Source organism: Coprococcus intestinalis, from assembly GCF_023656595.1.
In the GTDB taxonomy this organism is placed as follows: domain Bacteria; phylum Bacillota; class Clostridia; order Lachnospirales; family Lachnospiraceae; genus Coprococcus_A; species Coprococcus_A intestinihominis.
Window position 1 is genome coordinate 38,037 of sequence record NZ_JAMOKJ010000014.1, and the last position, 24,383, is coordinate 62,419.

Below are 24,383 nucleotides of genomic sequence, written 5' to 3' on the forward strand. Positions count from 1 at the left end.
CCGTCCGATATTACTTTGCAGCGGCCGTTCTCTTCTTCAATTCATGTGGATAATAATGTTCTTTGTCAGGCATAATCACTGTACCCACGCCGATAATACTGAAAATCTCCACCAACAGCGCATGGGCCATCTTTGATCCCAGAATATGCACTCTCGGCACCCCCTGCTCAATCATCTGAAGGGCATAGGTCACTTTCTGAAGCAGTCTGCCCTCAAACTTTCCTGCTACATACATCTTGACCACCTCATCACGGGTCATCTGTGAAATAATATGGCCTTCATCATCTCTGATGCCGTCTTCTTTGCCCAGGAAAAGCACCTTCTCTGCACCGGTTGACACGGCAATTTCCTTCGCAGCATCTTCCGGCAGAATCGGTGTGTCCTCATTGTCAATATCATTCGGCGTAATAACCGGAATATAATCATTGTCCAGTGTCATATGAATAGTCTGCAGATCGATACCGCAGATACCCACTGCCTTTACCCCGCAAAATTCAATCATCTTGGCAATACGTTTGTTCTCACGGAATTTGTCATGTCCCATCTTGGTATCGTGAACAACAATCGGACGCATACCGATGGATTTCATCAACGCAATGTCACGCATAACTTCCTGTTCTTCCTCATCGGTCAGGATATTGCTGCATCCGAAACTGATAATAATAATCTTCTGGTTAAAATCTCTGATATATGGCAGAGAATCTACTAGAATCTGTGCCTTATCTTCTATTTCATGGTATAAATTATGATCCATTTCTTATCCTCTTTTCATACTTACGGATTCTATGGGCGAATGTTCGCATTAATCTGCTGTGCCTCATTCTCCCTGTCCTGTCCACCAATGCATTCCAGCCGCAGAACATACATTATCATTATACCCATATTTTGTATAAAATTGCAATACAAATACATACCCCTTCCCAAAATTCTGTGGTACAATGTTACTGTTCAGCGCCGGTCATCACCGTTCTGAACTATCCTATTAAAATGATCCAGGAGGATTCCCATGAATATATATGAAGTACAACCGATTTTTAGCCATCCGACACATCCTTTTGAGCTGACCATCGATGCGCCGGGTTCCAAAAGCATTACCAACCGCGCTCTGATGCTGGCTGCCCTTGCCAATGGTGAAACGCTGCTGAAAGGCGCCCTGTTCAGTGACGATTCCAGGCACTTCCTGCAGTGTTTAAAGGATCTTGGTTTTGATGTCGTGGTTGATGAACCGGCCCATACCGTTCGCGTCACAGGTCTTGGCGGCCGCATCCCGAAAGGAACAGCCGCTATCAATGTTGGAAGTGCCGGAACCGCTGCCCGTTTCCTGACAGCCATGCTGGGCTGTGCCAAAGGTGTCTGGCATCTGGATGCTTCCGAACAGATGAAGAAGCGTCCCATGGCTGCCCTTTTAAACACTTTAACAGATCTGGGCTGCCGCATTGACTGCCATGAAAAGGAAGGCTATTTTCCTTTTACCATCTATTCAGAAGGTATCACCGCTTCAGAGGCCACTGTAGATATCGGCGACAGCAGTCAGTTCTTAAGTGCCCTTCTCATGGCCGCTGTGATGATGGATCATGATTTTGCCATTCATATCACCGGCAATCATGGTTTTTCCTATATTCATATGACCACCGCCATGATGCGTCAGTTTGGTGTCGAAATTTCTGTTTCTTACGATCAGACATGGCGAATCCCGGGAAATGCCGCTTATCAGTCACAGGATTATCAGATTGAACCGGATGTATCAGCTGCCGCCTATTTCTACGGCATGGCTGTCCTCTCCGGCGGCAATGTCCTTGTCCGACACGTTCACTTTGATTCCCTGCAGGGAGATGTGGCACTGCTTCGCACCTTCGAGAAAATGGGCTGCAGTGCTGAGGATACACCGGAAGGTATCCGCCTGACCGGTCCTGCACAGGGCAGACTCCACGGCATCGATATCGATATGAGCAGCTTTTCCGACCAGGCTTTGACCATGGCTGCTATTGCGCCATTTGCCGACAGTCCGACTTTTATCCGCGGCATCGCCCATATCCGTCTTCAGGAAAGTGACCGCATGGCTGCGATCGTGGAAAATCTTTCCCGTATGGGTATCCATGCAGCAATTCAAGGCAATGATATCTATATTGAACCCGGCACCCCGCATGCGGCCACCATTGAAACCTATGACGACCACCGTGTGGCCATGGCCTTCTCACTGACGGGACTTCGCACACCGGGTATCATCATTAGTAACCCGCTTTGCTGCCGGAAAACATTTGAAAATTATTTTGACGTACTGGATGCGATCTGTCGAAACTATCTGAAATAATTTTTTGCACACATTTATCATCCAACCAAAAAGGAAGCGACCAAAATCCGCAGATTCTGATCGCTTCCTTTTATTTACTTTGACATATTTACTTCGACATAAGACAGATTCACCATACAAAATTGATTTCAAGCCGAAAGACAAACCATTGGCCGGTATGCCGGGCTCTAAACACTTTATTCTACTGTAACAACTTTTGCCAGGTTTCTTGGCTTATCAACATCCAGACCTCTGTCCATGGATACATAATATGCCAGCAGCTGCAATGCTGCCGAGGCAGGGAATGCCATTGCCACATCATCCATGGCAGGAAGCGTGAACACATGTGTATAATCTGCATCTGCCAGATCAATGCCGTCCTTAACCAGTATCACAACACTTGCACCGCGGGACTGAACCTCTCTGATGTTAGAAAGCTCCTTATCGCGGACACGTTCCTGTGTTACAAGGGCAACAACCGGTGTCTTCTCTGTGATCAGTGCAATTGTACCATGCTTTAATTCGCCGGATGCATAAGCTTCTGTATGAATATAAGAAACTTCCTTCAGCTTCAGTGCGCCTTCAAGAAGGATGGCATAATCAAGACCACGACCCAGCATGAAAGCATCTTTGGCTTCCAGAAGGCCTCTGGCAATGTGATGCATCTCTTCTTTTCTGTCCAGTACCTGCTGAATGGCATCCGGAGCCTGCATCAATGCATCAACAAAAGCTTTTTCCTGTTCTTCATTGAATGCACCTCGCACAACAGCCATACGGCCGATTAAGGCAAATAAAGCTGCCATCTGTGTTGTATAAGCCTTTGTACTTGCAACAGCAATCTCAGGACCTGCATAAGTGTACATGACATAATCACTTTCACGGGCGATAGAAGAACCCTTTACATTGATCACTGCAATACTCTTCGCACCCTGGCTTCTTGCATACTTCAGCGCTTCCAGTGTGTCAATGGTTTCACCGGACTGGGAAATTGCCAGAACCAGTGTCTTGTCATCAATGACAGGATCCATATACATAAACTCAGATGCGTATTCCACATCCATATGCATACGAAGGATTGAACGTATCAGAGACTGTGCAACCAGACCGGCATGCATTGCTGTACCGCATGCTACCACGCAGACACGTTCACAGTTCTTCAGAACATCATCCGGCACACCGTCTGCTTCCAGAGAAATGCGTCCATCCACATATCTAGGTGCCAGTGTTGCCTTGATTGCTTCCGGCTGTTCCATGATTTCTTTCTCCATATAGAATGGATAGTTGCCTTTGCCTGCTCTTGTTGTATCCCAGTCAATATCCAGGAATTCTGCCTCGCAAAGTTCATTCTTCATATTATAAACACGGATGTCATCTGTATGCAGTTCAACGACGTGATATTCAGGAACTACCATATAGCTTGTTGCCTGACCGCCAAGAGCAGCCACATCAGATGCCAGCATGGTACCGTCTTCACGATAAGCGGCAACGATTGGGCTGACATTACGGATAGCAAAAATCACATCCGGGATATCATCAAAAATAACCACAAGGGCAAAAGTACCTTTCAGGCATTTCACTGTCTGGAAAAGTGCTTCGTGCGGATCACCTGTATAAAAACGGTTCAATACCGCAGCAACAACTTCACTGTCTGTATCAGAAATCAGTTCATCCGCCAGGCCAAAATGATCCTTCAGCTCTTCATAATTCTCAATAATACCATTGTGAACCAATGTGATACGTCCTGCACGATGCGGATGTGCATTCACATCGCTGACACCGCCATGGGTTGCCCAACGTGTATGACCAATACCGCAAATACCATTCACCGGATTAGCCTTCCATGCCTTTTCAAGGTCTGCTACTCTTCCGGCACGCTTACGGATCTGCACCTGGCCGTTTGTCTCATCAACAATTGCCATACCGGCACTGTCATAACCACGATACTCCAGCAGTTCCAATGCATCAAGAATCTGCTTTGCAACACTCTGTTTACCTGTATAACCTACTATTCCACACATAATTTTTCCTCACTATCTATATCTTTACGTATCGGACTGTCTGCACAGTTCCGATACTTCTTATAATCATTTCGTCATTTCATTCTTTAAAATATGGTAACTGTTCAGAGCCAACCTCCAAAATGCTACGCATTTTATACCTGTTTTTGAAATTTTGCTTGGCTCTGAACAGTTACAAAATATGACTTATCAGTTCCCGTTATATTGTTTTTGTTTTGCAGTTGCCTGCATATTTGTCAATATATACGCACCGGGCTGTACGAAAGGGCATCCGCCGAATCTTCGATCACCCTTCTCCTCGTTAACCGGATCACTCCGGTACATGGCGCTTAAAGAAAAAATTATGGTGAATCCATCTATTCAATTGTCAAAGTTTCTTTTGTATACTATAACAAGTCGGCTGTTTTGTCAAGTTTTCTCTTCATCTGCAGACCTGATTTCGGCGCACTTCCCTGATATTATCCTAAGCAAACATCTGCACCACCCAATAAATTGCTCCCAGTACCCAGCTGGTGACAATGCCGTACAAGATCACCGGGCCTGCAATGGTAAATATCTTGCAGCCCACACCAAAAACTTCTCCTTCAGCTTTAAATTCCAGTGCACATGCTGCCACCGAATTGGCAAAGCCTGTAATCGGCACCAGATAGCCCGCACCGGCAAATTTTGTGATGGGCCCCACCCAGTTCAGACATGTCAGGATCACACTGATCAATATTAACGACAGCGTTGTATATCCTGACACCTCATCCTTCATAAGTCCCATACTGCCGTACCAATCCGAAAACATCTGCCCGATGACGCAAATGAAGCCTCCACTAACAAATGCTTTCAGCATATTTAAAAGGCAGTTATGTTTCGGAGTTACCTGCTTCACGTAATCATTATATCGTTTATCCCGCCTCTTCCTGGCAGCCTGTTTTTCATCTTCCATCCGTTTTTCACCTTTTGTCTGTTTTTCATTTTTTGTCTGCTTTTCACTTTCCATCTGTTTCATTCACACCTTTCTTCTGATCAATCAGTATCCCGCCTTCATATTCTTCAATCTATACCTGCTTTTATTTTATACTGGCATTTATGTCAATATGAAATACCACATCCAGGCCCCCAGTGTTTTGCCGACGGCCATCCAGAAAATGACGACACCGATGCCCTGACGGATACCGATTCTTTTGAAAAACACCGGCAACGCATCCAGCACCTCTGCAATCGCTCCGATCAGACACCCGATAAATATCCCGACCAGAAGGCCTGCTGCACCTGCCAGAAACATCCCTGCCGGTATTTTTACTGCTGTATCTGTCAGCCAGACTGCATTACCAAGCGCACCACCCAGCACAAACATCCATTCATACCATCCGCCATAGGCCGTCGTGTGAGTTATCGTCATTAACCGATGGGGAATTCCCGTAATTACAAGGAAGGTAAATAATCCCGCCGCCACTGCGATTCCGCCCGACATACCGATCCCCCATAAAATCAATGCCTTCATTTTCTCTGTTCCTCCATTAAAACTTTTTCTGCATCCTTCTAAATACATCGTTATTTCGAAAATGATGTATTAGTCAAGATCCGCCAGGATTTCCTGCGCAATTTTTCTTTCATTGAACGGCAAATAGTCTCCTTTGATCTCCTGATACTGTTCATGGCCCTTTCCCGCCAGGATCAAAATGTCTCCCGGCCGTCCCTGTGCCAGCATAAACCGCATGGCTTCTTTACGATCAACCATCATTTGATATTGTCCCTTTGTTTCCTTCATTCCCTCCTCAATTGTCTGCATAATCCGCTCCGGTTCCTCATATCTTGGATTATCCGATGTAATCACTGTAAAGTCTGCATATTTTCCTGCCACACAGCCCATCTCTCTGCGCCTTGCTGCTGATCTGCCTCCGCCGCATCCGAAAAGAACCCACAGTTGTCTAGGATGATACCGGCGCATCGTCTTCAGTATATTTTTCAGACTCATGGCATTATGGGCATAGTCGATCAGAAGCAGATATCCCCTGTCATTGTCAATAACTTCCACCCTTCCGGGAACACGGATTGTCTTGAGTGCTTTTCGGATAATCTCCTGATCAATACCATAGTGTCTGCATACGGTGATTGCCGCCACTGCATTATAAACAGAAAACTCCCCCGGTGCTGATACTGCATATTCTTCCCCATTGACTTTAAAAAATGTACCTAATTGTCCGTTACGGTTGGCTAACATTATATCTGAAGCCTGAACATCCGCTTTTTGCCTACAGCTATAGGTACAAACCTGACATGAGGCATCTTTAAATATTTCCCTATAATAGGGATCATCTATGTTGCCGATCCCAAAGCAGCACTTTTGAAACAGCAGACTTTTATAATGCGCATATTCCGCCATATCTTTGTGCTCTTTCGGGCCGATATGATCTCTTCCAAGATTCGTGAAAACCCCCACATCAAATAAAATGCCATCCGAGCGGTGAAGTTTTAATCCTTGAGAAGAGACTTCCATCACTGCAAAACGGCATCCGCTGTCTGCCATTTTTCTCAGATAACGCTGAATATCAATCGCCTCCGGTGTTGTCCGCTCCGCCCTTTTTTTCTCTTCACCAATCTCATAATCTATTGTGCCCAGAAGTCCCGTTTTATACCCGGCGGCTTCCAGAATATCCCGGATCATAAACGTTGTGGATGTTTTTCCCTTTGTGCCGGTAATCCCGATCACTTTTAATTCCTTTGACGGATAACGATAAAAAGCTGCTGCCGCCCAGGCTGCTGCTTCTCGCGTATTTTGCACAGATACAATCGTCATTTGCTCAGGCAGCTTCAGTTCCCCATATGCGGATGTCTTTTTCTCAGGCTGCTTCAAATTTCCATGCACGGATGCCGACTTCTTCCAGAAAGCCTCTTCAACCAGGCATGCTGCTGCTCCTCTCTCTGCTGCTTCTTGAATATATTGATGGCCATCCTGCTCCATACCCTTAATGCAGATGAACAGGCTGTTATTTGTTACCTCTTTCGAACACATTGCAATGGATGCTATATCAGTATCCCAGCTGCCCTGACACAATACTGCCGGAATCCTTTCAAACAATGCTTTCAAAATCATGACATAACTCCAAAAATGGGGTTATACTATATTATGTTTCAGGATGATGTTTGACTCACTTCCAATGTAAGTGTATATTTCCATATTTATACATTTTTTTATGCATTTCATGTCCTATAGGCTTTATTCCATTAAATTGACAGACCAGTTGACCCGTGTTATAGTGCAGTAAACTTAAGAAATGTCTGATATCTCATTCGATCACAGACATTGATTTATTGGAGGCAATCATGTTTGAATTATACGGCTGTCCGACCCACTACGGCGTCGGTGCAAAGGGATTAATCAAAAGTATCGACTATTTAACAGAAAATTTTAAAAATCTTCAAATGAATAAAGTTCCAGAAATCACGTGTAAGGGACCTTTCCGTGCCAATCTGAAGAATCTCGAAAGTGTATGCGCTACCTGCGAAGGCATTGCCAAGCAAGGTTACCATATTCTAACATCCGGGCATCGCCCTCTGATGATTGCCGGAGATCACAGTGCCGCCATGGGTTCTGTATCCGCTACATCTGTTTATACCAAAGGCGAAACCGGGCTGATCTGGATTGATGCGCACCCGGATATCAACACTGACAAGACAACGGTTACCGGCAATATTCACGGAATGCCGGTGGCTGCACTTCTGGGACTTGGTGAACCTTCCCTGACACATTTTCTGGATGACAGCATCAAGTTAAAATCAGGCAACATTGTTATGCTTGGCCTGCGTGACATTGATCCGCCGGAAGCAGAAATTCTCAAAGAACACCATATTCGTTATTATAAATGGGATTATATTATGGAACACGGTCTTCAGAACTGTCTGAACGAAAGTATTGACTATCTCAGCCACTGCCCGGCTGTTCATGTCAGCTTCGATATTGATTCCATGGATCCGAAACTGATGCCTGGCGTCTCCGTTCCCGTTCCGGAAGGTTTCAATGAAGACGACGTCTTCCTGATGATGGATGAGCTGCTGACACGGCTGCCGGTTCAGGCGATGGATATCGTTGAATTTAATCATGAACTGGACAAGGATGATATTACGGCTGGATTTGTATCCAGACTGGTGGAACATGTGCAGGGATTGTAAAATCTATTGAATCTTTTTGATACAGTAAAGGGGCGTATCACAATGATACGCCCCTTTGTTCATCTCACAAATGCCTCTTCCTGCTGGATCTTTTTAATCTCGTACAAAACATCTTCACTTTTCATGTAAAGACTGCCTGCCGGAATGGATAAATTTCTTCCATTGTTATTAAATAAACCATTCCTTACACCTTACGCCTTGAGTTCAGAATTTCTTCCAACGTTCTCGGCGTATAATTCATATAATCCCGCATACATCCAACGTTATAGGCTCTTAATTCTTCCGCTTCATAGACATGCCGGCAGTCATTCGCCCTCATCTCGGACAGACACTTCTGATAAAACTTGTCTTCCTCACTCTCATGGGTATGCCCATACAAGAGAATTCTTCCTCGCCCCATGTTCCTCCAACTGAAAATCGGATAATGGCTCAAAACCAGACTATAATGCTCCTTACCAATCGTGTCATGCATTTCTTTATAATCGCAGATTTCATGAAACAACTGCTGATAACGGTAATCAGAAACGTCATCATGATTCCCCTTGATCAACACTTTACGCCCTTTTAACTGAGCCACGAATGCAATCAGCTCTTCCTTTTTGCCGCGCATGCTCACATCACCTAAAATATATACCATATCCCCATTGGTCACACGGTCATTCCAGTTCTTTAAAATCGTATCATGCATTTCCTGCAATGACGCAAATGGCCGAGGATCAAAGGCAATGGCGTTTTCATGAAATAAATGTAAATCACTGATATAATACTTCAATTTTCATTCCGCCTCTCCTATATTTGTATTTGCTGTGGATATTATTAGCATAACATACTCTATATAATTTTGCTTCCTAACCATCAGTAAAACAACTCATTCATAAAATCTACATTTAATCTTCATTATTTTTCAGATATGCGATAATATTTCTCTGCAATTGCCTATATCTTGCATTTGTATCCGGATTTTTACAGCAGTATTCCCTTTGCATTGTTTCATTTGGTTCATATGCAACTTCAATATTATACAAGTCAAACTGTTCACGTGTAAGATCTACATACTGTCCTGTTATTTTATTAAAATAATGTGTTCCACCGCCCTCTACTCTTATTCGATGAATACTTCCACCAAACATATCATATACCAATGTTGCAGTAATTGCACACTGACCATAAGAAGGGTCCTCTGAAACCCATTCGCTCTGACATGACTTATATGCAGTACTGGAACTCCAGGATTTTCTCAAAACAGCATACAATTTATGTAAAGTGTCAATTCCCTTAAATGCCTCTACTTCTTTACACTTTTTATCTTTTAGCTCCTGACCCTGATAATAAAAACCATCTGCACCTGCCGGAACTACATCCACAAGTTCCTCTAAAGCTTTCTCAACAGCAGTTCTCATATTATACCCCCATCTATGATTTAAATAATTTCTTTATTACACATTATAACATTTCACATATAAATAAAAAGGGACTTATTTTCATCAAAATTAAATATTTTTCTATCTACACGTTGCGACAAACTTTTTACTTAAATCGATATATAATAGTTGCACCACCGGTGAGTTTTGAGTACAATTAAAGGAGAATCTATAAATGTCGCAGGAAAATACCTATTACAACCGTAAATACAAGGACAGCCTTTTCCGATTTATTTTCAATAATAAAGAAGCTGCGCTTTCGCTTTACAATGCCATTAACGACAGTGATTATCAAGAGACGGATGCCATGGAGTTTTATACCATGAACGATTTCCTATATATGGGAATGAAAAATGATTTGTCATTCCTGCTTGACTGGAATCTGAATATGTTTGAGCATCAAAGTTCTTATAATCCGAATATGCCGCTTCGCGGATTGATTTACACCAGTGCTGCATTAAAGAAATTTATTGAAAAGAATCGTCTGGACATGTATTCCAGTAAATTACTGACTATTCCTGTTCCGCGCTATTATGTCTTTTATAACGGATTAAAGAAAGCCGCAGACGAAGTAATCCTCAAATTGACAGACAGCATGGCCGGAACAAATGCTTCTAAAGTTTCATCCGCAGAATTTACTGCCCATATGATTAATATCAATGCCGGACACAGCGCTCAAATCATGGAACGCTGCCCGCTGCTCCATCAGTATTCATTATTCGTGGCTGCGCTTCGAAAAAAGATTTCTGATGGGCTTTCACTGGGTGACGCAATAGAAGAAACAATTACTGAATGCATTGAAAAGGACATCCTCGCCGATATTTTACGTGAACACAGAGCGGAGGTTACCGATATGTTATTCAAAGAATATGATAGTGCCGCACACATTGCTTCCGAGAAAGAGATTAGTTATGAAGAAGGGTTTGAAGATGGTTTACGTCAAGCAGAACAAGATATTACTAAAGAAAAGGAACGTGCTGACAAACTTCTCACTTCCCTAATTCTTTCCTATCATGCACAAAACAAATCACCAGAAGAAATTGCTGCTCTCTGTGAGCAATCCATAGATTTTGTACTGGATGTCCTGAAAAAACATAATCTATAATTTTTAAAAGTCAAATATAAGTTTATAAAACTGTTGTAAAACGCTTACATTTCCAAACAGGCCATCACATTTCCACATGTGATGGCCTGCTTTGGATATTTCATTCATTATCTGCTGAGCCTCGCCGTCTGCTGTCATTTTCAACTAATAGTTCAATGTTTTTCCCCTTCATCCATGCTATACTCTGTAATCAAAGAGCACGCAACAATTAGATTTAACCAGCCAGAAGACTGTTCCTTAACTGGCCCCGGAGGAAAATACCATGAGCAAATACAGAGAAACACCATGCAAATTTTATATCTGCCGCGGCGAATGTTCAAAGGGCCGTGCTGCCGAGCATAAGACATACTGTCAGCACTGCAGCAAATATTATCCAAGAGCAAAAGTTCGCCATATTAACCAGAAAAAACGCTATAATGAACAGCAGCGCAGTCAAATCACTGCCTGAAACAACACCAGAAAGAGGATTTTATGAATTTACCAATTACTGTCACACAGGATGACCTGCTGGAAATATTGCTCAATGTTGCTCCCAGCAGGCCTGTATTTATCTGGGGTGCACCGGGTATCGGAAAATCTGCACTTGTGGAACAATTTGCATCTGAAATCGGCTTGCCCTGTGTATCGCTTCTCGGCAGTCAGCTAGCACCGGAAGATATTATCGGTATTCCGCAGATCAAAGGTGAAACTTCCGAATTTCTTCCTCCGAAAATGATTGCCCGCAAAGAGCCTTATGTCTTATTTCTTGATGAACTCAATGCCTGTTCCCAGGAAGTTCAGAAAGCTTTCTATTCTCTTATTCACGAAAGAAGAATCGGCGAATATCACCTCCCGGAAGGCAGCATTGTCGTTGGTGCCGGAAACCGAATTCAGGACTCTGCCATTGTCAAAACCATGTCTTCTGCCCTGATCAACCGAATGTTCCACGTTCAGATGAAGGCTGATGCAAGACAGTGGATCAAGTGGGCACAGCGCAGTCAGCTTCACCCATGGGTCATTGATTACATTATCCAGCGGCCTGACCATCTTTTTTCCGAAGCACCCAAAACAGAAGAGCCTTTCTCTACACCAAGATCATGGCATATGCTGAGTGATGCCCTGACAGAATACGGTGCCGGTAAAAGAGAACTTTCAAGCCACGTACTGAAAATGCTTGTCTATGGCTGTCTTACCCCTTCCCATGCCGGCATGTTTCTTGCTTACATAAAGAGTCTTGCCAATCATCATATGCTTGACGATATTATTGCTGAAAAAACAAAATGGCCTTCAAAAGCTGAAGACCGGGATATTCTTTATTTTCTTGCACAGTCCTTCCGTGCAAGGCTCATTTCCGAACTGCCAAAAAGTAAACAGGATATTTCCGGCAATATGCTCTCTTTCGTTTATCGTGCCAAGCGTATGATCAAAGATTTATCTACTATCAATTTCGAAATTGCCCAGATGGTGGTTGCTTCCGATGACAACGCCGCTCTCCCTGACTGGTTTATGATTGAAGTCATCCGTGATCTGCCCCGACTGGTCAACGGCAAATAATTTTTATTCCGCAATCAATATGCAATAAAAAGGTATCCTTATGGCTTATTTTAGAAGAAAATTTTATTACAATGAAAACAATATGCCGGATGGCTTAAAACCCATTTATGCCGGCTTTGACCTGCTCCAGTCACACCCGCTGTTTTCCCAGTTAGATGGAACAATTGCAGTCAGAAATGCACATTTATCCAATCATAGCAGTTTGGCCTGCGTCACCAAAAACGGAGAGATTTCTGTCAATATACATGTCCGCCTGAATGCCGCTGAATGGGCCTATGTCATGGCCCATCACCTTCTCCACCTCGCTTTTGGCCATTTTGACAAAAACAAAATGCCTTCTGCCGCAGAAATCTATCCTCTTGTATGGAATAAAGCCTGCGATATCTATGTAACAAGATTTCTGACGGACATCGGTTTTAGCGGCAGTCTCTTTCAGGACCCGTCAGCTTTCTATCCCATCAAACTGAATGACGAAAGAAAGATTTACGAATACTTGCTTGACACAGAAGGCATATCCCCAAAACAGACATACGGTTTAAATACATCCAGCACATGTGATATGTTTGGCATCTCCTCACCCATCGTCTATAAAAAAGGTGAACAAAATGAATATACCGAAACTTTTGCAGCTGCCATTAATCACTCCATCAAAAAAGTAGTCATCCATGCCGGCGGACACGATGCCTCAAAAAAGAAAGACACCGTAATTTCCAAAGCCTCTGAATGGTTCTTATCTCACTATCCGCTTCTTGGCGGCCTGGCCTCATCTTTTAAGATTATTGAAGACATTGATTTATGCCGCAGATATGAAATACACATTGCTGCTGTAGATGCAGTACACGGAGAAATATATACTAATCCGTCATGTTGTCTGACACTTGAGGAATGGAAATTCGTCCTCGCCCATGAATATCTGCATGCCGGACTCTGCCACCATGAACGATGCCAGGGTCGGAATCACTATCTTTGGAATATTGCCTGCGATTATGTCATTAATGATTGGCTCCTTGCCATGCATATCGGCAGCATGCCGGAGGAAGATCTTCTGTATGATGAAAGCCTGCACAATATGTCTGCAGAAGCCATTTATGACCTTATTGTCAAAAAAATGCGGAAATTCAAAAAGCATGCCACTTTCAGAGGATACGGAAAAGGCGATCTGTTTGGCGATCAGGGTCCCAGATTTGAAGGCCTGCACAAAGGCATCAGTCTGGATGAATTTTTCAAGAACGCGCTGCGTGAAGGACTTGACTATCACACCACCCACAGCAGAGGCTATCTACCGGCCGGACTTATTGAAGAAATCCGCGCTCTTTCCATGCCGCCTATCCCCTGGGAAGTGCAGCTGGGCAGATGGTTTGATGAGCAATTCCCGCCTCTGGAAAAGCATCGCACCTATGTAAGACCAAGCAGACGCCAGGGTTCCACACCGAATATACCAAGGCCAAGCTATATTCTTCAGGAAAAAGAGCTGAAAAGCCGAACTTTTGGCGTTGTTATCGACACCTCCGGCTCCATGTGTTCTGCACAGATTGGCTTAGCATTGGGTGCCGCTGCCAGCTACGCTGCTGCCAAGGACGTCCCCTTTGTCCGGATAATCTTCTGTGATGCCGAGGCCACCGATGCCGGATACATGGCCCCGGAAGATATCGCAGGCAGAGTAGAAATCACCGGCAGAGGCGGCACAATCCTTCAGCCCGGAATTGATGCTTTGGAAAAAGCCAAAGACTTCCCACCTTCCGGCCCGATTCTTGTAATCACAGACGGCTATATCGAAGATAATCTAAAAATCCGACGGAAACATGCCTTTCTCATTCCCAATGGCAATCGACTGCCTTTCCGGCCAAAAGGCAAGGTATTTTATATGGAGAATAAAGAACCGAAAGAATCTTATTAAACCCTTACATTTTATTAAACCCTTACATTCCCAAACAGGCCATCACATTTCCATTTCATGAATGTGATGGCCTGTCTTGTTCTTCTACCATGAAATATTCAGCCACAGATAATACAGTGTCACGCCCGTTTTTGAGGCAAAAAATTTTTTGTTCTCTCTCTGCGCGACCTCGTCAATACGAAGCTGAACATTTCTGTATCCCATTTCCGCAAGTCGCTGGCGAAGTCTCTTAACGATTTCCTGTCGTATATTCATCGCTTCATACTGTGAATAGCCTTTCAAGAAAGAAAGCATTGTATACCTCTGAAATCCCGTTTCACTGACAGACGGTTGAATAAAGTAATCTGTTGTATCCCAATAAAATTGATCATAATATCCGGTTAAATTCCGCTTGCCATCCCTTTCCGCATTACGGGAAAGTACCTTAATGCCCGTAATCAGCCCTTCAACCTCACGATGAATGATTTCTTCCTTCTTATTGCTGTATGAATTTTCCCATTCAATTTTTCTTAATTCGTCACAAAAACTCATTGTATATCTCCTCCGTTTAGATTCATCCTTATGCGGCTCACCCGCAAAATTTATTTCTGTTGTTCTTTTGTGACTTTAATATAACACAGACTAAGGACGCACCTGTTCCCGGAAGGAGTATTTTTCTGCATTAGGAAATAAAGACATCCAGCATATCCCTGCACCATTTCAACTCCCTGATATAGCGCTGTTTCAATGCCTCCGGATTATTTCTGTCTCTTCCCACCTCAAAGAAATGATGACCGCTGTGCACCGCCAGATCCAACTTTCCATCCCCATGCAGACAAACCGCAAATTCTCCAAAGGCCGTCTGCGTCAGTTCAAGAATCCGGGCCATTCTGTCCTGATTCAGAAAATACATCACCCACTCCTCATTATCACAGCTGAGATTAAACCGTTTATCAAAAGCTTCATACCCGGTTTTAATCGTTTTTGTCCGGAAGATTTTATCCAGTTTGCCTCTCGGCCAGAATGTAAAACCGGTAGGAAATGTCTCCCCAAGTTCACAGCACATCCACTGTCCCCGGTAAATCTCCTGCTCATTTGTCTGCCGCATATCGTTGTTCTCATCAATATAGTCATTCACCTCTGTTAAAGTAATACTGCACAACTCTGCCGGATGTCCCTGATAACGAAAACAAATATTGCCGCTGCTGTTAAGATAGCTATATGTTTGCAGCGGAATATTCGATCCCTTAACATCCAGTAAATGCCCTTCCGGATGCATCTGCACATCATCAAAAAGTGTATTCATCACTCTCGGCACAATCGCATCATTTACTGCCTGATCAGCAGTCTCTTTTGATTTCTTCAAAACTGAATGAATAATACAAGCAACAATAATCAGCCCAATAATTACATATGACATATAACGCACCTCCACTTTGTAGAAAAAGAAAAATCCACTGTACCGACATTGTACAATGGATTTTTTGCAATGGCTATTCACCAATAGTTAGGAATTCTCTTCCAACAGCTGTAACAGCTGCTTTCTCTTTGTTCTGGTATCCCCTTCAATCTGAAGTTTTGAATAAATCTGTTTGACATATTGTTTTACACTTCCTTCTGAAAGGAACATTTTCTCCGCGATTTCCCGGTTCGTTTGATGCTGATTAATGAGCAGCACCATTTCATATTCTTTATCTGTCAATACAGCCAGTACCTCCGGGCGATGTGCCTCTTTCCTTAGACATTCCCGCCGCATCTCATACATTTCACCCATCTGTATCAGATACCTGACAAACAGACTTTCCTGTTTCTGACAGCGCAGTAAAAGTTTTTTCAAATAACGATAATTCTCCACAAACGGAAGCATCAGATAATCCGTCTCCGCCTCCAGAATGGCCTGCGTCAGCATCTGCTCCGCCTCCTGCCATTTTCCCATGGCTTCATAAGCAGCCGCTGTCTGAATACGAATGTGCAGCGCCACCAGCCTATAATGCATGCCTTCGCAGACAGAAAGCTGTCCATCGCTGCGGCCAATCACCTTTGCATAATTTTCCTGTGCCAGATAAACCTGATTTTCAATCAGCAGCATCATTGGTCTTCCCGGGGCAAGCATATTGATATCCGAAAGCCTGTGTTCACCAAATATCGGAGGAATCTTCTCAGACTCACCCAACAGCGCATAATAATAGGCACTGATGCCACTCCATATATTAAGCCAGGCAGCATTATGATGGCGCAGTAATTCGGTGCGCCGCCTCTCCAGACTACAATGCGGCTTCATTTCCTCAGCCAGAGCCAGTCGCCATGCCAGAAAATCACAGCAAAGCGCCATATTTTCCTGGCCATTTCCTTCAATCTGTGCATAAGCCCGTTCCAGCTCAATCTGTGCATCCACAAATCTTCCCTGTACAAAAGCTGCTTCCGCCCGCATAATCTTTTCTGCCCCCTGTCCGTGACCACAGGTAATCTTGTAATAATGCGGCATACATTCATCCATCTGGGCAAGCTCACTTTCCAACTGTCCCGGACCACGGTAAAACATCATCAGCACAGAAGGCGATCCAAAGGTCCAGCCGCCGTTGTTCTGAATACTGATGGCCGGTCTGGACATCTGGCTGCTGGCTCTTCGATGCAGCTGACTCATAGCTCCGATATCATTATAGCAAAGGAAACTCATAATTAAATCGCATTCCCCCAACAGATTGCCACGTTCCTCATCAGAGAGCGCTGCATTTTCCTCCACCACTTCCATCAAAAGCACTTTCAATTCCATCATCTTCGGAATCAGACGCCAGTTAAACATGCTGCGCATCAGCACCAGAATCGCCAATGGATGTGCTTTCAAAATGGAAACAGGACATTCAGCCAACACATTCATAACCTCCTGCGCATTCAGTGAAGCGAGCAGAATTCCCGCATCATTTTTAACAACCCGAAGAAATGCATCATAATTTTTACTTCTTCGATAGACATCCATGGCATGCAGATACTGACTGTGCTGCTCATACCACAGACCAAAACGATTCAGGTAAAATGCCTGTTTTTCTTCATCCAACGCCGCAAAAACCCGATTGGCACATTCTTTCATCATATGATGAAATCTGAAAGTCACACCATCTGCCAGACATTTCACAAAAGCATTCTGCTCAGTCAGAATATCCACCATGGCTCTTACTTCCTCATCTTCTGTAACAAAAACGGCCATTTCTGCCGAAAACTCGTCCGCAATCCCCATAACAGCCAGAAATTCCCGTTGCTTTGCAGAAAGCGGTTCAATCATCGCCCTGGTAAATGCCGCATAAATATCCGAAGCCCCATCCGGCAGCACGCCTCTCTCCAAAAATATCTGCAAATTCAGATAAACTGCTGAGAACCATCCCTCACTGGAATAAAAAAGTGTTTCTGTCTGTTTCTCAGACAGTTTTATTCCACAGCGCTTCACATAAACCGCAAGCTCTTTACGATTCAGTCGCAGCTGTTCTACACCAATCTGGTAAACTTTGCCGCCCAGACACAAAATATCTGCCGACGAAAGAAATTGATTTCTCCCTGCAACAATCAAATGGACATTTCCCGACAGTCGCCTGGCAAGCATACACAAAAAAGCAGATGCACGGCTATCCGTCAACAGATGAAAATCATCAATAAAAATGTAACAACTGCCCGTTTTCGACAATTCATGACACATATCCTCTATCAGCAATCCTGCTCCTGCAACATCCTCCGGACAGGCATAATCCTCCAGAAAATCAAAACCCGCCCGTTTAAAAGCCACCTGTACACTTTTCCAGAAAATAGCCAGATTGTCCGAATACACACTGATACGGATCAGACACAGTGCATCCATTTTTCCCTGTTCATCCAAAAACCAGTTGATGGCTGTTGTCTTTCCATATCCCATGGGAGCCACCACCGTTGTCAGCGCACAACAGGTAACCGGACGCAGACACGCCTTCAGCCGTTCTGATATATAAATTGTATTCAGATTCCATTTTTGTCTTGCCACTGCGCCGCCTCCCAATATATGTAAAAAAATCTCCGTTATGTACTGCTCTGATTATATTCCCTGCAATACATCTATCTTTTCTTTCAATACCTCTAAATCCTTATCTGATGATGCCGATTTTAATGCCTCAAAATACTTTTTGGCCGCCTGATACATTTTCACTTTCTTTTCACTGTACCATCAGAATTTTTTACTGCAATTTCCCCATACCTTGATGAATATACAAGAATTATAAATCAAAGAGAGGAGGGACACAACATTTTTCATAACTTGTTTGTGCCTTGAGCGAAGCGAAAGGAATGATAAGAACTATGTAATATAAGCAGATGATGTCCCTCAACATATCTAATTTCCTTTTTTCCAATTCAGTAGGAATTTTGTTTTTGATTCCGGTCTCCCAGATGTATACCGGTACTTCCATTCTTTTAATCGCGCTATACGGATACGGTACATTTAATGTTTTAGTTGCTCTAGTTTTTGAAGTTACGGTGCTTGAATGCTTGTCAGAACTGCTGCCGGAACTATCTTCCTCTTTTAATACACAAGAAACAATAATGATGCCAATCAATAAAATCCAGAACATTTTTATTCACCTTTTCCTTTTATAATCTATAGAACACCTGAACTGTAGGCGTATACACATAACCCGCTGAATTTTTCTTCTTAAAAATTTTTTCACCAAATGTATGTTCCACACCTGAATACATTAATTTATATTCAATTTGAAAACCATCCTTTTCCGCTTTTGCCTTAAAATCTTTCAAAAAACGTTCACCTAAAGAAGTCATTTTCGCAACATAATAATCTGTGAAAAGTCCCTTGTTTTTCCATTCAAAAGTATACTTCCCCGGAACCAGCATCCTTGGAATTTCCGCTGCATATCCTTTAGAAATTCCTTTATTTGCTGAGTCTTCTACTGTACATATAAACTTAGCATATGTTTTATTTAATGTTTCTTCATAATCATCGACTTTCTCAGTTTTTGTTTTTTTATTCTGTGCTGCCATCTTTCTCATCTCATCTGCTTTTGTCATGATATACTCTCCTTTTTCTAAACACGTATCTGTAATAGCTTTGTTGTCTCTAATATATCATATTTCATACGTGGGAGTATTCCTGGAAAGCCTTATTTTCTCACTATGAGCTTTGCTCATTATCCGCGCAAACCTAAAAAGAGGCGAATTTTCACACTCGCCTCTCAGAACTAATCTAACTCATACTCTACTATTGTCTCCGGATGTTCACCGAACTCATCATACTTTGGCACAATTCCTCTGCACCCTTTATGTTGCACATCAACCATTCTTCCATTAGCATCATAGAACACCGCATTCTCCCAATGCATTTCAAAATTATTTCTGTTTTCAAAACCAAAACCACAATGTAATACAAGCAGATGATTTCCTTCATCATATATGATTTTCTTTGCCAAAATATCCGTCGCAATTTTATTGTTGATTCCGTTCTCCCAGATGTATACCGGTACTTCCATTCTTTTAATCGTGCTATACGGATACGGTACATTTAATGTTTTAGCTGCTTGAGCTTTTGAAGTTGTGGTGCTTGAACGCTTATTAGAACTGCTGCCGGAATTATCTTCCCCTTTTAATACACAATAAACAATAACGATACCAATTACTAAAATCCAGAACATTTTTCTCCTCCGTTTTCTAAAAATATATTTGCTTTGTTCTTTGTTGTCTCTAATATATCATATGGCATCAGCGGAGGTATTCCCGGAACGTCAAAAAAGCCGCCCAGTCAGCACTTCGCTGACCGGACGGCCTGTCTTATATCACTTCAAATTCAGTTTTACAGCACCTTCGACAGAAATTCCTTCAGTCTCGCATCCTTCGGATTGGCGAAGAATTCCTTCGGCTCTGCCTCTTCCTTGATGACACCTTCATCGATGAAGACGACTCTGGAAGCCACTTCTCTGGCAAATCCCATCTCATGGGTAACAACCACCATGGTCATGCCTTCCTCTGCCAACTGTTTCATCAGCTCCAGAACTTCTCCGACCATTTCAGGGTCCAGGGCAGATGTCGGTTCGTCGAAAAGAATCACATCCGGATTCATGGCCAGGGCACGGACAATGGCAATTCGCTGTTTCTGACCACCGGACAGTGTTGAAGGATAGACATTCGCCTTATCTTCCAGCCCGATACGTTTCAGCAGATTCATGGCCTGTTCTCTGGCTTCTTTCTTAATCTGCTCCTTGGTGGTTGTCACAGGAATCTGTTCTTTCTTGCCAAATGCCGCCAGACGATTATGACGTTTGGCTTTCTTCAGTTCCTGACAACGGGTATAAACAGGTGCCAGCATAATATTCTCAAGAACGGTTTTGTTGTTGAAAAGATTGAAGTGCTGGAATACCATGCCCATCTTTCTTCGGTGAATATTGATATCGACCTTCATATCTGCAATATCCACCCCGTTGAAAATGATCTGTCCCGATGTAGGGTCTTCCATACAGTTCAGGCAGCGGAGAAATGTACTCTTACCGGAACCTGATGGTCCGATGATCGCTACAATATCGCCTTTATTGATGGTCATGTTGATGCCCTTTAAAACTTCGACACTGCCAAAGCTTTTCTTAAGATTAATTACGTCTATCACTCTTCTTCAGGCTCCTTTCCATCAATTTGATTAATAATGAAATAATCAGCACAAGAACGATATAAATCAATGCCATGACAAGATATGGAACCATAAATTCATAGCTGTTGCTGCCGATATAGTTAAATGCTACATAAAGGTCGGCCGCACCGACAAAACTGACAACAGATGTCTCCTTGATCAGGGAAATGAATTCATTGCCCAGTGTCGGGAGAATATTTTTGACTGCCTGTGGGATAACAATTTTGATCATACTCGTACCAAAACTTAAACCCACTGCACGTCCGGCTTCCATCTGTCCCGGATCTACAGACTGAATACCGCTTCGCATAATCTCAGATATGTAGGCTCCGCTGTTCAGACCAAAGACCATCATCGCCACCTGAACACCTGTAATCTTCAAACCGATAATCGGTAAAAGAACATAGTAGAAGACAAGGAGCTGAACAACCATAGGCGTACCGCGGAATAATGCAACATAAAAGCTGCAGATCGCATTCAGCACCTTCGGCAATGTTTTATATTTTGGGAGTACACGGACAGTGGCAATGATCGTACCGATAATAATACCGATGATCAGACCGGCAATGGCAATCATCAAGGTGTTCTGCAGACCCTGAAGCACCTTGTTGTAGCCATTCTGCTCCCAGAATATCTCTATAAACTTGTTAACTTTCTGATCAAAATTTCCCATAATGACTCTTCTTTATCCTTTCAGGCTCGTACAGCATAACAGATGGGTTGTAGGCCCATCTGTTATAAAAGATTACTGCATTGCGTTGATAGATGCTGTAATTGCTGCAGCAGGAGCAGCATCAATGATGACATACTTGATGTTGCCATTTAACATATCCTGAACAGCCAGGGAACCGCTCTTATAAGTTACACATTCAGCAGGAAGACCCGGGAAGTCCCAATCATCGCTGCCTTCAACGTAATACTGACCTGTTGTACCGGCCTGAACACCAATCTTGTCAGAGTTGCTTAATTCACCAAGTTTAGCTGCAACTTCATCAGCTGTCTTGCATTCGTCAAATGTTGTATCTGCACTTGGCACAATCAGTCTCTGGGATGCCTGATAATAAGAATCTGTGAAAGTTACATATTCCTGTCTTTCTTCGTTGATTGTCAGACCTGCCATAGCAATATCACATTTCTGCTGGCTGACAGATAAGCATACAGCGTCGAAATCCATGTTCTGGATAACAAGCTCTTTGCCAAGTTCATCTGCAAGAAGTTTGGCGATTTCCATATCAATACCATAGTACTGGTCACCCTTTGTGTATTCAAAAGGCTCGAAAGCTGCATTTGTAGCTACAACCAACTGGTCTTTGGAACTGTCAAGTTCTGCTGATTCAACAGCTTCAGGTTCACCATCACCGAAATATTTTGCACAGATGGCATCCAGTGTACCGTCATCTTTGATCTTCTGGATAAATGTGTTGGTCTGTTCAAGCAGTTCAGGCTGTGTTTTATCCACACCAAATGCATATTCTTCACTTGTCAGGTCCACATCGATAACCTTTGCTGTGTTGGCACTGCCTGCTGCAGTTTCTCCTGATGCGCCTGTTGTTTCATTCTTGCTGCTGGAACTGCCGCATGCTGCCAGTGAAAGGGTACATGCTGCAACCAGAAGAGCACTTAATACTTTTCTCATTTTCATTTTACTTATCCTCCTTAAAATTATCGTTGCTTCTCGGTGTATGTTTATTCATTATGAATGCATACTGACCTCTTACATATTTTATCATGTTTTTCGCAAAAAACTAGTCTAAATTCTGATTTTCCAGTACATGGGAAGGTGAATGGTTATATTCTTCCAGATATTCCTTGACATATTCCACATCTGTACGGCAATCCGCATAGATCGTGCCGTATTTCTGTCGTGTCTCATTTCCCTTGCCGGTAATCAGAAGAACGGTAGGCCGCTTGCACTCCATAATGGCTTTGTGGATAGCCACACCTCTGTCTTCGATAATCTCATACGGACAATTCTTCTGAGCCACATACTGGGCAATGTCCTCTGAAATCTGCTGTACAGGCTCCTTGCCGGGATCCTCAGCCACGAGATAAACCTTCTTGGAATATTCTCCGGCAATGAGACCAAGGTCCTTACGGCGGATATATGCCTTATAGCCCGGGCATCCGAAAATAGCCACGATATCATGATCCGGATATTCTTCTCTTGTGGAACCGAATAACTTCTCAAAGCTCAGTTTATTGTGGGCATAGTCCACAACCGCTGTCACGCGCTTGTCGGCACTTGTATACAGTTCCATACGGCCACTGGATCTTGCCCTGTGAAGACCGGACTTGATGTATTCAAGAGGAATGTTCAGCAGTGTCGCTGCAGCCACAACGGCAACGGCATTCTCCACATTGAATAAGCCCGGCATGGTCAGTGAAAATGTCTCATCAAACTTATCGCATTTCACAGAGAAAATGATTTCTCCATCTTCTTTGTGAATATTGTAGCCATAAAAATCCGCAGACGGATCCTTCAGACTGAATGTCTTGAAGCTGCCGGCATCCTCTGCAGCCTTTAAGGCACGCTCCACAAAATCCGCATCCAGATTGACAACTGCCTGTTTAGCCAGCGCAAACATCTTCATCTTAGATGAAATATAATCTTCAAAATCCTTATGCTCGATCGGACTGATATGGTCCTCTGAAATATTCAGATAAACCGCCACATCAAACTGCATATTATTCACACGGTCATACTTTAACGCCTGACTGGAAACTTCCATCTCCAGATAAGTAATACCACTGTCTACCGCATGGCGCATATGCTCATGTAATTCCACCGATTCCGGTGTTGTAATATGGGATTCCTGTCGAATCACACCATCGTATATGTCGATGGATGATAAAACAGCACTTTCTTTGCCCCCTGTGGCTGCCATATAATCATCCACAATGGCTTTCATATAATAAGCAGATGTGGATTTTCCCTTCGTACCGCCAAAACCGATGACCGTCAATTCCTGCCATGCTTTGTTGAAATACATCTCAGCAAGCGGCGGCATGGCTTTACGGATATCCTTCACAATCAGACACGGCACCTTGGTCTCTGTTTCATATTGTACTTCAGAAACATAAGCCACAGCACCTGCCCGGATCGCATTTTCCAGATACTGTTCTTTAAAGGCTGCACCTTTGCAGATGAAAAGGGTTCCCGGTGTCACTGCCCTTGAATCATACGTCAGATATGTAATGACCGTCTCATCCCTTCCCATCATTTCCGCCTCTGCCAGCATATCGACAGAAGACAGCAAATCTGCATATTCTTTTAATGTATAATTTTTCATACGTATTTCCTCCTTGCAATTAACTGCATACGTATAGGTTCAA

At 43.3% G+C, this 24,383-nt stretch carries 23 protein-coding genes; 6 read left to right on the forward strand and 17 right to left on the reverse strand.

Annotated elements, in window-relative coordinates; translation table 11 throughout:
* Positions 1–10: 10 nt before the first annotated feature.
* The gene (locus NBH03_RS11035) at positions 11–754 is read right to left on the reverse strand and encodes an amino acid kinase family protein (protein WP_250799608.1); all 744 of its coding nucleotides are present in this window, start codon (positions 752–754) and stop codon (positions 11–13) included.
* Between the two features lie 252 nt (positions 755–1,006).
* Between NBH03_RS11035 and aroA the strand changes: the two genes are divergently transcribed.
* Positions 1,007–2,311 carry a 3-phosphoshikimate 1-carboxyvinyltransferase gene (aroA, locus tag NBH03_RS11040; RefSeq protein WP_250799609.1) on the forward strand — a complete coding sequence of 435 codons (1,305 nt, stop codon included), beginning with the start codon at positions 1,007–1,009 and terminating at the stop codon, positions 2,309–2,311.
* A 176-nt stretch (positions 2,312–2,487) separates the two neighbouring features.
* On the opposite strand, the gene glmS is transcribed toward aroA, so the two are convergent.
* The 4 genes from glmS to NBH03_RS11060 form a co-directional block, all read right to left on the reverse strand.
* Positions 2,488–4,308: a glutamine--fructose-6-phosphate transaminase (isomerizing) gene (gene glmS / locus NBH03_RS11045; protein WP_250799610.1), complete on the reverse strand. Its 1,821-nt coding sequence runs from the start codon at positions 4,306–4,308 to the stop codon at positions 2,488–2,490.
* A gap of 463 nt (positions 4,309–4,771) precedes the next feature.
* Entirely contained in the window at positions 4,772–5,305 is a 534-nt protein-coding gene (locus NBH03_RS11050; protein WP_330410543.1) for a SpoVA/SpoVAEb family sporulation membrane protein, read from the reverse strand.
* A 78-nt stretch (positions 5,306–5,383) separates the two neighbouring features.
* Complete coding sequence (locus NBH03_RS11055; RefSeq protein WP_015513782.1) at positions 5,384–5,800, reverse strand: stage V sporulation protein AB; 417 nt, start codon at positions 5,798–5,800, stop codon at positions 5,384–5,386.
* 69 nt (positions 5,801–5,869) lie between these two features.
* Positions 5,870–7,393 (reverse strand): UDP-N-acetylmuramoyl-L-alanyl-D-glutamate--2,6-diaminopimelate ligase, encoded by a 1,524-nt coding sequence (locus tag NBH03_RS11060; RefSeq protein WP_250799611.1) that lies wholly within the window; start codon positions 7,391–7,393, stop codon positions 5,870–5,872.
* A 230-nt stretch (positions 7,394–7,623) separates the two neighbouring features.
* Here NBH03_RS11060 and NBH03_RS11065 point away from each other — a divergent pair, with 230 nt between their 5' ends.
* Positions 7,624–8,469 (forward strand): arginase, encoded by an 846-nt coding sequence (locus NBH03_RS11065; RefSeq protein WP_221718707.1) that lies wholly within the window; start codon positions 7,624–7,626, stop codon positions 8,467–8,469.
* Positions 8,470–8,653: 184 nt separating this feature from the next.
* Here NBH03_RS11065 and NBH03_RS11070 read toward each other — a convergent pair whose 3' ends face one another.
* Positions 8,654–9,241, reverse strand: a complete 588-nt coding sequence (locus tag NBH03_RS11070) for a metallophosphoesterase (RefSeq protein WP_250799612.1) — start codon at positions 9,239–9,241, stop codon at positions 8,654–8,656.
* Between the two features lie 115 nt (positions 9,242–9,356).
* Positions 9,357–9,869 carry a YunG family protein gene (locus NBH03_RS11075; protein ID WP_250799613.1) on the reverse strand — a complete coding sequence of 171 codons (513 nt, stop codon included), beginning with the start codon at positions 9,867–9,869 and terminating at the stop codon, positions 9,357–9,359.
* Positions 9,870–10,065: 196 nt separating this feature from the next.
* Between NBH03_RS11075 and NBH03_RS11080 the strand changes: the two genes are divergently transcribed.
* The 4 genes from NBH03_RS11080 (at position 10,066) to NBH03_RS11095 (ending at position 14,425) form a co-directional block, all read left to right on the forward strand.
* Positions 10,066–10,995, forward strand: a complete 930-nt coding sequence (locus tag NBH03_RS11080; protein ID WP_215689055.1) for a FliH/SctL family protein — start codon at positions 10,066–10,068, stop codon at positions 10,993–10,995.
* A gap of 262 nt (positions 10,996–11,257) precedes the next feature.
* The gene (locus NBH03_RS11085) at positions 11,258–11,443 is read left to right on the forward strand and encodes a hypothetical protein (RefSeq protein WP_178440552.1); all 186 of its coding nucleotides are present in this window, start codon (positions 11,258–11,260) and stop codon (positions 11,441–11,443) included.
* Between the two features lie 23 nt (positions 11,444–11,466).
* Positions 11,467–12,528 carry an AAA family ATPase gene (locus NBH03_RS11090; protein WP_250799614.1) on the forward strand — a complete coding sequence of 354 codons (1,062 nt, stop codon included), beginning with the start codon at positions 11,467–11,469 and terminating at the stop codon, positions 12,526–12,528.
* A 40-nt stretch (positions 12,529–12,568) separates the two neighbouring features.
* Positions 12,569–14,425: a vWA domain-containing protein gene (locus tag NBH03_RS11095; protein WP_250799615.1), complete on the forward strand. Its 1,857-nt coding sequence runs from the start codon at positions 12,569–12,571 to the stop codon at positions 14,423–14,425.
* A gap of 84 nt (positions 14,426–14,509) precedes the next feature.
* Here NBH03_RS11095 and NBH03_RS11100 read toward each other — a convergent pair whose 3' ends face one another.
* The 10 genes from NBH03_RS11100 to NBH03_RS11145 all read right to left on the reverse strand — a co-directional run bounded on the left by NBH03_RS11100 (position 14,510) and on the right by NBH03_RS11145 (position 24,340).
* The gene (locus NBH03_RS11100; protein ID WP_250799616.1) at positions 14,510–14,956 is read right to left on the reverse strand and encodes a hypothetical protein; all 447 of its coding nucleotides are present in this window, start codon (positions 14,954–14,956) and stop codon (positions 14,510–14,512) included.
* Between the two features lie 130 nt (positions 14,957–15,086).
* Complete coding sequence (locus NBH03_RS11105; RefSeq protein ID WP_250799617.1) at positions 15,087–15,824, reverse strand: DUF3137 domain-containing protein; 738 nt, start codon at positions 15,822–15,824, stop codon at positions 15,087–15,089.
* Between the two features lie 87 nt (positions 15,825–15,911).
* A complete protein-coding gene (locus tag NBH03_RS11110) occupies positions 15,912–18,410 on the reverse strand; it encodes a helix-turn-helix transcriptional regulator (protein WP_250799618.1) in 2,499 nt (832 codons plus the stop codon).
* Positions 18,411–18,639: 229 nt separating this feature from the next.
* Positions 18,640–18,993, reverse strand: a complete 354-nt coding sequence (locus NBH03_RS11115; protein WP_250799619.1) for a glutamate--tRNA ligase — start codon at positions 18,991–18,993, stop codon at positions 18,640–18,642.
* A 19-nt stretch (positions 18,994–19,012) separates the two neighbouring features.
* A complete protein-coding gene (locus NBH03_RS11120) occupies positions 19,013–19,444 on the reverse strand; it encodes a hypothetical protein (protein WP_215689047.1) in 432 nt (143 codons plus the stop codon).
* 170 nt (positions 19,445–19,614) lie between these two features.
* Entirely contained in the window at positions 19,615–20,064 is a 450-nt protein-coding gene (locus tag NBH03_RS11125) for a hypothetical protein (RefSeq protein ID WP_215689046.1), read from the reverse strand.
* A 158-nt stretch (positions 20,065–20,222) separates the two neighbouring features.
* Positions 20,223–21,029 carry an amino acid ABC transporter ATP-binding protein gene (locus NBH03_RS11130; RefSeq protein WP_178440542.1) on the reverse strand — a complete coding sequence of 269 codons (807 nt, stop codon included), beginning with the start codon at positions 21,027–21,029 and terminating at the stop codon, positions 20,223–20,225.
* Entirely contained in the window at positions 21,013–21,723 is a 711-nt protein-coding gene (locus NBH03_RS11135; protein ID WP_015513794.1) for an amino acid ABC transporter permease, read from the reverse strand. The genes NBH03_RS11130 and NBH03_RS11135 overlap by 17 nt, the downstream gene beginning before the upstream one ends.
* 72 nt (positions 21,724–21,795) lie before the next feature.
* The gene (locus NBH03_RS11140) at positions 21,796–22,692 is read right to left on the reverse strand and encodes a transporter substrate-binding domain-containing protein (RefSeq protein ID WP_250799620.1); all 897 of its coding nucleotides are present in this window, start codon (positions 22,690–22,692) and stop codon (positions 21,796–21,798) included.
* 103 nt (positions 22,693–22,795) lie between these two features.
* Positions 22,796–24,340 (reverse strand): Mur ligase family protein, encoded by a 1,545-nt coding sequence (locus tag NBH03_RS11145; protein WP_015513796.1) that lies wholly within the window; start codon positions 24,338–24,340, stop codon positions 22,796–22,798.
* Positions 24,341–24,383 lie beyond the last annotated feature (43 nt).

Excerpts from the sequence above, each read along its gene's own strand:
- NBH03_RS11035 (WP_250799608.1), bottom strand. The coding sequence starts at position 754 with ATGGATCATAATTTATACCATGAAATAGAAGATAAGGCACAGATTCTA.
- aroA (WP_250799609.1), top strand. The coding sequence starts at position 1,007 with ATGAATATATATGAAGTACAACCGATTTTTAGCCATCCGACACATCCT.
- glmS (WP_250799610.1), bottom strand. The coding sequence starts at position 4,308 with ATGTGTGGAATAGTAGGTTATACAGGTAAACAGAGTGTTGCAAAGCAG.
- NBH03_RS11050 (WP_330410543.1), bottom strand. The coding sequence starts at position 5,305 with ATGAAACAGATGGAAAGTGAAAAGCAGACAAAAAATGAAAAACAGACA.
- NBH03_RS11055 (WP_015513782.1), bottom strand. The coding sequence starts at position 5,800 with ATGAAGGCATTGATTTTATGGGGGATCGGTATGTCGGGCGGAATCGCA.
- NBH03_RS11060 (WP_250799611.1), bottom strand. The coding sequence starts at position 7,393 with ATGATTTTGAAAGCATTGTTTGAAAGGATTCCGGCAGTATTGTGTCAG.
- NBH03_RS11065 (WP_221718707.1), top strand. The coding sequence starts at position 7,624 with ATGTTTGAATTATACGGCTGTCCGACCCACTACGGCGTCGGTGCAAAG.
- NBH03_RS11075 (WP_250799613.1), bottom strand. The coding sequence starts at position 9,869 with ATGAGAACTGCTGTTGAGAAAGCTTTAGAGGAACTTGTGGATGTAGTT.
- NBH03_RS11080 (WP_215689055.1), top strand. The coding sequence starts at position 10,066 with ATGTCGCAGGAAAATACCTATTACAACCGTAAATACAAGGACAGCCTT.
- NBH03_RS11085 (WP_178440552.1), top strand. The coding sequence starts at position 11,258 with ATGAGCAAATACAGAGAAACACCATGCAAATTTTATATCTGCCGCGGC.
- NBH03_RS11090 (WP_250799614.1), top strand. The coding sequence starts at position 11,467 with ATGAATTTACCAATTACTGTCACACAGGATGACCTGCTGGAAATATTG.
- NBH03_RS11095 (WP_250799615.1), top strand. The coding sequence starts at position 12,569 with ATGGCTTATTTTAGAAGAAAATTTTATTACAATGAAAACAATATGCCG.
- NBH03_RS11100 (WP_250799616.1), bottom strand. The coding sequence starts at position 14,956 with ATGAGTTTTTGTGACGAATTAAGAAAAATTGAATGGGAAAATTCATAC.
- NBH03_RS11105 (WP_250799617.1), bottom strand. The coding sequence starts at position 15,824 with ATGTCATATGTAATTATTGGGCTGATTATTGTTGCTTGTATTATTCAT.
- NBH03_RS11115 (WP_250799619.1), bottom strand. The coding sequence starts at position 18,993 with ATGTTCTGGATTTTATTGATTGGCATCATTATTGTTTCTTGTGTATTA.
- NBH03_RS11120 (WP_215689047.1), bottom strand. The coding sequence starts at position 19,444 with ATGACAAAAGCAGATGAGATGAGAAAGATGGCAGCACAGAATAAAAAA.
- NBH03_RS11125 (WP_215689046.1), bottom strand. The coding sequence starts at position 20,064 with ATGTTCTGGATTTTAGTAATTGGTATCGTTATTGTTTATTGTGTATTA.
- NBH03_RS11135 (WP_015513794.1), bottom strand. The coding sequence starts at position 21,723 with ATGGGAAATTTTGATCAGAAAGTTAACAAGTTTATAGAGATATTCTGG.
- NBH03_RS11140 (WP_250799620.1), bottom strand. The coding sequence starts at position 22,692 with ATGAAAATGAGAAAAGTATTAAGTGCTCTTCTGGTTGCAGCATGTACC.
- NBH03_RS11145 (WP_015513796.1), bottom strand. The coding sequence starts at position 24,340 with ATGAAAAATTATACATTAAAAGAATATGCAGATTTGCTGTCTTCTGTC.